The following is a 10,713-nucleotide window of genomic DNA, read 5'->3' as shown; positions in this document are numbered from 1 at the left end:
AGGACGCCAGCGTGAGTCGCAACATTCACGCCTGAAGCCGACCAATTCACACGGGAAATGACCTACTGGTCGCCTCTCCGCTTCTCCGGCTTCACGGCGTCATCGTCTTGCCGATCACGGAGCGCTCGCTCAGCGATGTCCGCCGCGACCCTTCCCGTAGCGAGCCGCGCACGCTCGAGCGCCGACGCGCCGAATGCCCGTGCGGTGTCCAGACCATCCGCGCCGTCCTCGATCGCCTTGTCGCGGAACTCACCGACCGCTTCGAGCCACCGCTTCGCATCCTTACCGGTGTGCCCGCTCCCGAGGCCGACTCGCTGGTGAAACTGTCCGACGGCTGAGCCGACCTCGTTGCTAGCTCGGACGACAGCCTGCGCGGGGAGCGGCTGCAACAGGACTCTGCCGTTCGCTCGCGCGACCGCGGCGTCCATGCGCTCAATGAGTGTGCCCGTACTGCCGGAGATTCGTGTCAAGCGGTTTTCTCGAATCGCGCGGAGCGCGAGTCGCTTCTGCGTCGCGTCCTCAGGCGCCGCGTCGAGGACCCGGTCGAGCTCGAGTACGTCGAGCGTGTCCTGCAGCTGCAGGCAGTGCGCAATAACGGCAAGCCACTCGCGTACTTTTGGCTCGATTGCCTCAGTCGCATCCGCGAGCTCGCCGAGCTTCATCTTCTTCTCAAGCTTGTTCGCAAGACCGTCGAGCTGCCGAAGCGCATACGCCTGCGTGCGAGCGAGCGTGGCGGATGTCCCCTGGATCTTCGACCACGTCGCCTCATCGACTCGTCCAGACGAGGCGCGACCCGTCATGGCGTCGTCGATGACGAAGTCGACACCGATCATGTCGGCGAGAACTGCGTCCTGTTGATTGCGGAGGACGTCCTCGACCTTCTCATCGATCTCCGCGAGGTAGTCGCCCAGTTCATCGATCGACTTCTGCAACGCCATCTGGTTCATCATCGTGCCGATGCTGGCGATGGTGGTGGGGTTGAGCATTGAACCGACCGACGCGAACTGCAGGATGTGGTTCGTCTGGCCGGTCGATGAACGGGCGATCCCCATCATCAGTCCGGTCTCGCTGTTCTTCATCAGCGGGAACCGCCGGGCGATCGCGGCTGACTCCTCTGTCAATTGCACCCAGCGCCCCGAGCTCGCCATGCCGGCGGCTGCTAGCTGGCCGAGACTTCCGAGGGCGCCGAGCGGCATCTCCGAGCTCGTGCCCGTCGGGTCACCGCTCAACCCCTCGCTCCGGAGGAACTGTTCAACGGCTCTCGGTTCACCAAGGACGGCGAGACCGTCACCGTCGCTGATGATCTCGATCTGATCGTCCATCGTGTGCTCCTGGTCTGGGTCTGTCATTTGAGGAAGTACTCGCGGGCTTTGTCTGCCAAGACGTCGTCGATGGCCCACTGATTGCCGAGGCGGTGATCAGTTGCGGTTCGCCTCATGAAAGCGCGCAGGCGTTTCGGGTCGATGCGAAGCTCTCGGGCGAGGTCGGGTGCGGTCATGGTCATGCGGCTGCCCCCTCGCGCTTTGACGGACCGGCGACCTGGTCGACGAACCACCGCAGCGCCTCGACGATCTGCTCACGGGCAGCGGTGGCGGTGAGCACGTCGATCGGGAACGACGGCCGCTTGTCAATCCTGTTGGCCGCCAGGTCGATCCCTGGCACGGCGTTGAGCCGGCTACGGAACTCTTGGCGCAGGGCAAGGTCATCGAACGGCGGGCGGACTCGTAGGTGCTGGAACACCACCTCGACACTTCCGGAGATCGGGTAGATCGCGAAGGGCCAGTGCGACGGGCCTTCCTCGGAACGACGCGGTGCCGTCATGAATGCGCTGCTCTCCCGGTTCGACCCGAACTCGACAGTCCCGCCGAGTTCCTTCCACGCGGCGAAGAGCTCGGAGACCGCATGGACCGTCGTCGGAGGGTTCGCGCTGGAGAGCTGTCCCATGAAGGTCCCGTCTGACACCGCATCCGTCCCGTTGAGTCCATCGGCGACGAGGCCGACTCGCTCGGCGAGCGCCGCGGTCGAGAGACGGGCCGCCTCGTCAGCGGCGCCGTTGGCCCAGAACCGCAGCCCCTCTTCTTCGAGCACCGCTCGAGGGTCACGCTCGTCGGCCGGGTCCGCCCAACGGAACCCGGGCGAGATCGTGCCGCCGCCCTGCAGGACCCGGTGTGCGCCGATGACTTCGTGACTCGCCAGATGGACGCCGAGCGGGACCGGGTGCGTGCCGACGAGAGCAGCGACATCACCGTAGGACGACCAGTGGCCGGCTGGGATGGCCATGATCGCCTGGTGCACGAGCGACCAGTCGCGGCCGGTGTCGGATGACTGCAGCCGTTCGTTCGGGCCGGTCCACTGCTCGACGATCCGTTCAGCGAACCATTCACCACGAGCAAGGATCTCCGCGCGTCCCCACGTCGAACCCTCGAGGACAAGTCGATTCAGACCGCTGAAGCTGCTCTTCCGGTAGTCGTCCTGCTTCGATGGGAAGGGTCGGTTGCTGAGCTCGGAGTTGTAGCCGGTGAGGGTCAGGTTTCCGAGCGAGTGAACAAGCTGCTCGTGCACCAGGTCGACGGTCTCGTCGTCGGCGAGCTCGACATCGAGTGCGGCACGCCATTCCGGTGTGAGCGTCTGCGGCAAGATGTGCTCGATCGTCGACTTCTCGACGTCAACGGGTTCCTTCGCGTTGAGTTCCTCCTGCACCCACTTCAGGATCAGCTTCTGCTGGGTCCGCAGACCACGCAGGTAGAACGGCTGGGTGCGGACCGCGTCGCGGATCTGGTCGTCGGTCGAGAAGTACTTTCGCCCGGTCGAGAAGTAGTCGACGAGAACATGGTCGACCGGTCGATCATCAAGGACGCCGCACGCCTGCAGGATTGTCCGGTTCAGGCCCTGGCCCGAGCGCCCGCCGATGGTCCGGCGAACGATGTAGGACTCGACAGCTGCGAGCGCGCCCCCGACCTGCTCCGCACTGCCGGTGCCGGCGGCGCGCCGCGCGAGGAGCCGAAGGGTGAGCGGCACGGTGGTCGTCGATCCCCACTCCGCCAGGTGCTGCAGGTGCTTGCGAATACCCGGGTCAGACTCGCGGGAAGGCTCCCGGATCACCTCGAGATGCTCGGACAAACGGCTGAAGCGTTCGATCTCCGCGAGGATCTGCTCGTCGTTCATCTTGGCAAGCCGCGCCTGTTGGTAGCTGTAGATGTCGCCCTGCTTCAGCAGCGGTTCGTCCGCGACAGCGTCGAGCCAGAAGATCAGCTCGAGGTCGTTGACGCTGAGCCGGCGCTGCATCGGGAGCCACCACGACGAGTAGACGGACTCCCCACGGGAGCCGAGTCGCATGAACAGGTAGTTGCGGACGAGGTCACCCTGCGTCAGTCGGAGACCCGTGTTGTTGAGCGACTCGAAGATTCGGTAGACGTTGTCTTCGTCGCGAGCGGTGATGGACACAAAGCTCAGACCGCCGAGGACGGCCTCGCGGATCCGTTCGATGTCGTGGGGATCGTCCGGGTCGTCGGCGAGCTCGAGCTCGCGACGGAAGAACGAGTATGCGTCGCCCACCCCGGACGTGGAATCGGCACCGACTGCGCCGTCGACGACGGCTCGGAAAGAGTCACGATCCGCCTGCGTGGGCAGGAGCTTCAGCCGGGCGTCGCCGGGCTTGAAGCGGTCCGCGATGTACTGCTCGTGGATGCTCTCGGCAAGCATCGGCGCGTTGGTCTGGTGCACCCGGAGGTAGTCCCGGAGCGCGCACAGCAGGATCGACAACGTTGTCAGTCGCTGCTGGCCATCGACGACGAGGAACTCCATGCCGGTCGGCACGATCGCGCCGGTCGAGAGCACGAGTGAGCCCATGAAGTGCGTCGCGCTCGGATTCGTCCGGCGGGCCTCGGCGAGTTCGAGGATGTCGCTCCACAGGCGCTTCCGCTGACGCACCTCCCACGCGTAGGGCCGCTGGTAGAGCGGCACCAGGTACTGCTTGGGTCCGCCGAGCAGTTCCTGCAGGGTGGTTTCACGTACGTCCATGTATGGTCCTCCGTCATCGAAATCCTAGGGACAGAACCGAGCGCCTCTCGACAATGACCGGCGCGGCCTGCCCTGATGGCTGCACTTCGGCGGAAAGCCGCAAGAGGTTCTGCTGATGTGTAACGTATTAATAACATACAAGTGGCGTTCTCGAGCACCCCAGAACTGGTGTTCCCGAGTCGGCCCGACATCCACGAGGATGGTTCAGCACTGCCCGTCCAGGGGACGACGAGTGGTCCGCACAGTCAGCACTTCGAGGGGCAACACCATGACGATGGCCGGCGAATCCGCAGGAGTCGAGGCACACCGCCAGCGAAGCCACGCACGCGAACTTCGCCGCCAGGCAGAAGACGCCGAACAGCGCGCTGCCCGCTTCGAAATCGCGCACCGGACGGAGAGCGAGACCGCCCGCATCCTCGCCCCACTCGCCGGCATCGGCTACCACCTCCTCGCAGACCGCCGCTGGCCCGGCAGCCACACAGCACAGGTCGACATGGTCGTGGTCGGCCGCGCCGGCGTCTTCATCGTCGATACGAAGGCCTGGCGCGAGGTCGCGGTCCACGGCGACCGGATCACCCGCGGCCAAGAGGACGTCACCGACGACATCGCCCGCCTCGCCGACCTCGCGTACAGCACCGAGGCAGCGCTGGCGGACACGGGCCTGGCGCCCGGCGAAGTCCACGCGGTCGCCGCACTCGCCGGCCAGAAGAAGATGCACGCCCGCGTCGCATCGGTCGACGTGATCGGCGCGCACGACCTCGTCGGGCACATCACCAAGCGCGGCGCGCGGCTCTCGGCTTCCCGCGTCGACGAGGTCCTCGCCGCGATGCTCCACCACTTCCCCGTGATCGGCGACCAGGCGACACCACCGCCACAGGTCGTCGTTCCAGCACCGGTACTCCCCCGCGAACCCGACGTACTCGTCCCGACGATCGACACCTCGGACGAAGAACTGACCGATCAGCTCCTCGACGGCGTGCTCGAAGCACCGATCGAGGACTGGATGGCGTTCCTCGACCCGGCACAGGCCAAGCTCGTCCGCCGCAGCTTCAACGGCCCGGCCCGCATCCGCGGCGCTGCGGGCACCGGCAAGACCGTCGTCGGCCTGCACCGCGCGGCGTACCTCGCGCGCGCAACCGGCGGCCGCGTGCTGTTCACGACGTACATCAGCACCCTGCCGAAGGTCCTCGAGTCGCTCCTCGAACGCCTCGCGCCCGACATGGTCGGTCGCGTCGACTTCATGGGCGTCCACGCGTTCGCCACGCGCCTGCTGAAGGAACGCGGCATCGCGTTCCGAACTCCTGGACGGGAGGCCCGGCTCGCGTTCGACGACGCATGGAACGCGATCCGCGCCTCCAGTCCATTGCGGTCGTCGCGATTCTCGCGCTCGTACTGGGAAGACGAGATCAGCCACGTCATCAAGGGCCGCGGCCTAACGCGGTTCGACGAGTACGCGGACCTGGCCCGCGTCGGGCGCAAGCACGCGCTCCCGCTGGAGACGCGGCAGGCCGTCTGGGACCTGTACGAGGCGTACGCGCGGGCTGCGCGAGCGACGTGCGCACGACTGGCAGGACATCGTGTTGCTCGCTCGCGACGCGGTGCGCGCGGTGCCGCTCGAGCGGTACGACGCGGTCATCGTCGACGAGGCACAGGACCTTTCCTGCGCGATGGTCGCGCTGGTGCACCAACTCGTGGGTGACCGGACCGACGGTCTGACGCTCATCGGTGACGGCCAGCAGACGATCTACCCCGGCGGGTACACGCTCGGCGAGGTCGGCATCAACCTGTCGGGCCGAGGCGTGGTGCTCGACGTCAACCACCGGAACACCGCCGAGATCCTCGAGTTCGCGAAGGAGATGGTGGCGGACGACCAGTTCGTGGACATCGAGGGCGTCGACGGGGTCGGTGACGCGGTGTCCGACGTCTCGCGCTCCGGTGCGGCTCCGACGATGACGCGGTTCGCGAGTCGCGCCGAGCACGACCGGGCGGTGCTCGACCGGCTGACCGAGGTCCTTCGACTCGTCGGGACCGGTCACGGTGACATCGGCATCCTCACGGCGACGAACCGGCAGGCGGACGACGTCATCGAGGTGCTCGGGAGGGCCGGCGTCCCGACCGTCTCACTGCAGCAGTACGCGGGACGGAGCTCTGACGCGGTTCGCGTGGGCACCGTGAAGCGGGCCAAGGGCCTCGAGTTCAAGCAGGTGCTGCTCGCGCACGTCGATTCCCGGCTGCTCGATGCTGCCCCGGCCGAACCGTCGGAGACCGAACGGGAGCGGCGGGAGCGTGGTCGCCGGGAGCTCTACGTGGGGATGACCCGGGCGCGGGACGGCTTGTGGGTGGGCGCCCGTACGGGAGCATCGCGAGGCCGCTGACGTTCGCATTGGCGGGCTGGTTCGACCAGCTGAGCGTCTTCAGTCCCGGTCGCAGAGCACTTGCCGCAGACGCTCTGCCCTCCTCGGGTCCTTGAAAGCGACCACGAGCGCTTCGAGCCGAACCATTGATTCCCGATCCGCCGTAGTCGGCGCAGGCATCGATCCGCACGAACGCGGCTGCTTTCGCGGCGAGTACTGCCAGCCAGATCAGCGCTCCGCAGAGCATACCGAGCACGACGAGCGACGGCACATCGAGCTGTCGAACCACTGCTCCAGCGACACCGACCACGGCGACGAGCCGGATAGCAACATCGTCCCCAACTCACGAGCGGCCGGAGCCAATGGTGAGCCGGTCAGCGTGCCGCAACGCCAGCACATAGCCGAAGCATGTCCCAGCCGCCAGGCTTCCGGCCGCTGGCCACACCCACGCGATTGGCAGGACGCTAGCGCCCCATGCGATCACCATCGCGATCAAGAAGCACGTGACAGACCACGAGTCGACCGAGCGCCTCAGTGCGGCACGCAACGCGCAAGAATGAACGGTCACAGCAGTGAGCACGAGGGGCAGCACGATCCACCAGCTCCCGGTGACAGCGGCGACCGCCAAGGACATCAAGGCGACGATGCCCTCGGCGATTGACGTGCAACTCACCCAGCGCTGTTGTCGCTCCGAGGGGGTCGATGCCAGCCGCTTCGACGCTATCTGCACGAGCAATGACGATGACGCAACGAGAACGGCCAGAGCGAAGCAGACCAAGGCCCACAACCATGAGGGCGCCACGACGAGCGGGAGGAGGTACAGCGCTGTGAAGAACACGAGCGGCGGTACGGCGCTTCGTCCGCGTGTCACGAGAACGGATGAGGTAGGAGGCGGGGCGTTCCAGGTCGCCCGGTGAGTCGAACAGCCTGCCGTTCCGGACGCGAAGATGTACGGACGCGCTGTGCATCCCAACCGAAGTCGAGCTGTGAGAGCGAGGGAGCCAGCGCCATGACGGTGTGGAGACCGAGCGGCACTTGGAACGGAGCCGTCTGAACCACCCGATACGTCTCCACGCCGTCCGCCGACAGGAGCTCAGTCAGTCCGTCCGCGAGCTCGGCAATCCGAACGCCTCGGCTGTTGTCGGGAGTCGCGCGTGACAAGAGTTCAGCCCCCGCCGAGGCGTGCTCTCGGGCACGGCTGACTTTGATGGCGAGTCCGGGCTCGCCGCACATCGTGCCGTAGTCCTGATGCGCTGACGCGACGGGAAGGAGCGGGTGATCGTCAATGTTCTGAGCCAGCCAGGGGTTCGCGAGCAGTTCCGCTGCTCGACCGCTCCGTTCAGACAGTTCCGCAATGCGCCCGGGGGCGTACGCAAACGCCTCTGCGATCGCACGCCGAGCAGCGGTCTCGAGGTCGAGATGTGCCGCAGCGCCGAAGACACGGACGGTCTTCGTGTTCACGGTCGCGACGAAGACAGGAATCCCCCACGTGTTCCGGAGCAGGGCCAGCTGCATCGGCCAGCCCAGGAGCGCCGCGCGTACCACGAGCTCGGCGGCTCCGGCCACAGTCATCGGATCAACAGGAATCGGTGGGATTCCGCCGTACCAAGAATTCACGAAGGTGTCCCGCTCGACGAGCTCGAGCAAACCGAACAGGGTGGCCTCATCGACGGACGAACCGGTCGCACATCCCGACGACGACCCGAGTGCCCACCGATCGTGATGCGGAACCTCAGCAAAGTACACGTACTCGCGGGGTATCCAGACCGGACTGCAGGTGGACATCGACGTGGCTCGAACCCATTCGTGCAACCGGTCAGGATCAAAACGTTCAATGTCGCCGCCGTACGACGAGTCCGGGATGCTGTCGAAGTCAAGCGGTGTCAGCACCGGGCCGGCCAAGGCCCGCGCTGTTGAAACGGTTGCTTCGCCGCTGAGCTGGTGGGAGCCGGAGAGCCGCTCAGTTCCTTCCAGAAGCGCCGCCCGCCGCGACATTGCGAACGACCGGTGTTGACCGGACCACGTCAGCCGACGGGCGCTGCCACGCGCAATGACAGGCGTGGTCCCGGAGGAAGGTGCGAGGGTCGTCCAGCCGATCGCATCGGTCACGGTCGCTCCGAGGTGCGCGGCAATCGGGTCGACCAGGCCACGTTCCTCGAGCCCGAGGTGTTCGAGACGGTGCTCGCGCAGTGACCGCTGGTCGACGAGACTTGCCGCGCGCTTGGAGCCGAGCGGAGGGTCGCCGAGCTCTCGGAGCGCCGGAGAGGACGTGGTCCTGATCAGGCCAGTGAGCTGATCCAGCTCCCAGGCTCGAGAGTCCCGATCTGCACCGAACTCTCGAGCGAACTCGACCATCGCGCCCACCATCATCGCGAGTGGCGTGTGTCCGGCGGGACCTTCGGCTTGGTGAATCGCTTGCTCATTGAGGAGCGCGGCCTGCGAAGTCGGCCTGGTCCGGAGCCATAGAACGCTGAAATCAGCAGCGTTCTCGGCCCGTGCCACCCTCCCCTGCAAAACCACCACGGTGGTGGGTGTCGTCCAGACGACCGGTCCCAGATCATCGGAATGCGGAGCCTCGGACTGTGCTGACTCGCTCACCCGAATCGCAGCGTTCTGAACGCGATCAGGAAGAAAACAAACCCGGTACCGGTCAGGTAGAGCGACGAAACACCAGCGTGCATCCACTCGGCGCCACCGACCAAGAGTTGCGTCATCACCTCGCGGATGTGGAAGACCGGCGTGTAGGGCGCGAGGTCCTGCACCCACTGGGGAAGGAACTCGAGCGGCATCATCGCTCCGCCCGCAATCCCCAGCGCCATGACCACGACCAGCGAGAGCATTGTGACAGCCGCCATCGATGGGACGAGGTTGGCGAGCACGACGCCGATCCCGAAGAAACAGAAGTATCCCAGGACGATCCCGAGGAGGGCGAGCGGAGCCGTCGCGGTCAGCTGCATTCCGAGCCACGGTGTAGCCGCAAGTGCCACCAACAAGGATGCCTGGGCTACAGCGAACACCCCGCCAACTGCAGCCTGAGCCGCGATGATGCCTCCGGGGCGTACTGGCGCGCCCCGGAGGACGGTGAACATTCCGTTCTCCCGCCATGCTGCGATGTGTTGCGCCCCCGCGAACACAGCGACGAACGCAACGCCGAACGCGATCACGTTCGATGCGACGGCGTCGACCGAAGTCCCGCCATCCGGCGAAGGGAGTTCTCCAAGGCCGAGCACGAGACCGATCATCAGTCCGGCTGGGAAGACGAACGTGAAAAAGAGCGTCGCGAAGTCACGGAGGTCTGCTTTGAACATCACCCTCGACAACGTCCTGATCGTGGACTGCGTGCTCATGCGTTGTAGCTCCGTCCGGTGTAGCTCATGAACGCGTCCTCAAGGGAACCGTTGATGACCCGCGACTCGCTCGTGTCGACGCCGGCTGTGGTCAGCGCCGCAAACGCACGCCCAAGATCCGGCGTACGCAGCAGGAGCCCTTCCTGGCTGATGTCCACGTCCGCGATCGCCTCAAGGGATCCGATCAAGTCGGCATGGTGCACGGCGTTCGGCAGCGTGATCCGCGAGAGTTCCCCACATTCGGCAATGAGCAAGTCGGGTGAGCGGGTGACGAGGACACGGCCGCAATCAAGGATCGAGACGACATCGCAGAGGCGCTCCGCCTCTTCGAGGTAGTGGGTCGTGTACACCGTGGTCATGTCTCCGAACTCCGTCGAGCGGAGCATCTCGACCAGATCGTGGCGAGCTGCGGGATCAAGGCCGGCAGTCGGCTCGTCGAGCAGGAGCACACGAGGCTCGTGAACGAGCGCGGACGCTATCGCGAGTCGTTGCCGTTCCCCGCCGGACAATCGTTCCGTCCGAGTGGTGGAGTGTCGCTCAAGGTCGAGGAGGTTCATCAAGCGGCTCGCACGTCCACGAGTGGCGCCGTAAAGGTCAGCGAGCGCCGTCAGGTGCTCCCGGACCTCGAGCTTCGGGAAGAAGGCGGTCTTCTGGGGTTGCACCCCGATGTGCTGGTACAGCTCCGGATTCCGGGGACGCGTCGGTTGCCCGAGAACTCTCACCGTTCCGTTATCTGGGCTCCGAAAGCCGAGAATGACGTCGAAGAGCGTTGATTTCCCAGCCCCGTTCGGTCCGATGACACCGTGGAATGTACCTGGCTCGATCTCCAGGTTGATGTCGTCGAGGATCTGCCGTCCCTTGATCGACAACGAGACAGCCGCAAGGCTCACCGAGGGCTCTTGTGTTCGTGCCAAGTGCTCGTCCTTCTTTGAGGGGCGCTGGGGCGCCGAAGTACCCCAGCGCCCCGGATCAGTACGGTTGGGTCAGCTGTT

8 protein-coding genes are annotated in these 10,713 nt (G+C 65.8%); 2 read left to right on the top strand and 6 right to left on the bottom strand.

Translation table 11 applies throughout. The features are described 5' to 3' along the window. Positions 1–62 precede the first annotated feature (62 nt). The 3 genes from EDF53_RS04015 to EDF53_RS04010 are packed head-to-tail and all read right to left on the bottom strand — an operon-like array spanning position 63 to position 4,020. Entirely contained in the window at positions 63–1,322 is a 1,260-nt protein-coding gene (locus tag EDF53_RS04015) for a hypothetical protein (protein WP_123292820.1), read from the bottom strand. A gap of 23 nt (positions 1,323–1,345) precedes the next feature. Continuing rightward, positions 1,346–1,504 carry a hypothetical protein gene (locus tag EDF53_RS19210; RefSeq protein ID WP_185020937.1) on the bottom strand — a complete coding sequence of 53 codons (159 nt, stop codon included), beginning with the start codon at positions 1,502–1,504 and terminating at the stop codon, positions 1,346–1,348. Further along, the gene (locus tag EDF53_RS04010) at positions 1,501–4,020 is read right to left on the bottom strand and encodes a DUF262 domain-containing protein (protein WP_123292380.1); all 2,520 of its coding nucleotides are present in this window, start codon (positions 4,018–4,020) and stop codon (positions 1,501–1,503) included. The genes EDF53_RS19210 and EDF53_RS04010 overlap by 4 nt, the downstream gene beginning before the upstream one ends. A 268-nt stretch (positions 4,021–4,288) precedes the next feature. Here EDF53_RS04010 and EDF53_RS04005 point away from each other — a divergent pair, with 268 nt between their 5' ends. Beyond that, positions 4,289–5,719, top strand: coding sequence for a nuclease-related domain-containing DEAD/DEAH box helicase (locus EDF53_RS04005; RefSeq protein WP_185020936.1), 1,431 nt, complete (start codon positions 4,289–4,291; stop codon positions 5,717–5,719). Beyond that, positions 5,619–6,395, top strand: a complete 777-nt coding sequence (locus EDF53_RS04000; protein ID WP_311316833.1) for a 3'-5' exonuclease — start codon at positions 5,619–5,621, stop codon at positions 6,393–6,395. The genes EDF53_RS04005 and EDF53_RS04000 overlap by 101 nt, the downstream gene beginning before the upstream one ends. A gap of 846 nt (positions 6,396–7,241) precedes the next feature. On the opposite strand, the gene EDF53_RS03990 is transcribed toward EDF53_RS04000, so the two are convergent. From EDF53_RS03990 to EDF53_RS03980, 3 genes are read right to left on the bottom strand one after another with little or no spacing between them, the layout of a single operon-like run. Next, the gene (locus EDF53_RS03990) at positions 7,242–8,972 is read right to left on the bottom strand and encodes a YcaO-like family protein (RefSeq protein WP_148058262.1); all 1,731 of its coding nucleotides are present in this window, start codon (positions 8,970–8,972) and stop codon (positions 7,242–7,244) included. Next, the gene (locus EDF53_RS03985) at positions 8,969–9,721 is read right to left on the bottom strand and encodes an ABC transporter permease (RefSeq protein WP_123292375.1); all 753 of its coding nucleotides are present in this window, start codon (positions 9,719–9,721) and stop codon (positions 8,969–8,971) included. The genes EDF53_RS03990 and EDF53_RS03985 overlap by 4 nt, the downstream gene beginning before the upstream one ends. Then, on the bottom strand, positions 9,718–10,611 hold the full coding sequence (locus tag EDF53_RS03980; RefSeq protein ID WP_185020935.1) for an ABC transporter ATP-binding protein: 894 nt from the start codon (positions 10,609–10,611) through the stop codon (positions 9,718–9,720). Before EDF53_RS03980 ends, EDF53_RS03985 begins: the two co-directional genes overlap by 4 nt. Positions 10,612–10,713: the final 102 nt, after the last annotated feature.

It is taken from the genome of Curtobacterium sp. PhB78 (assembly GCF_003751685.1).
GTDB lineage: Bacteria > Actinomycetota > Actinomycetes > Actinomycetales > Microbacteriaceae > Curtobacterium.
Note: the sequence above shows the minus strand (reverse complement) of the source record. Positions and strands in the feature narration are given on the sequence as shown.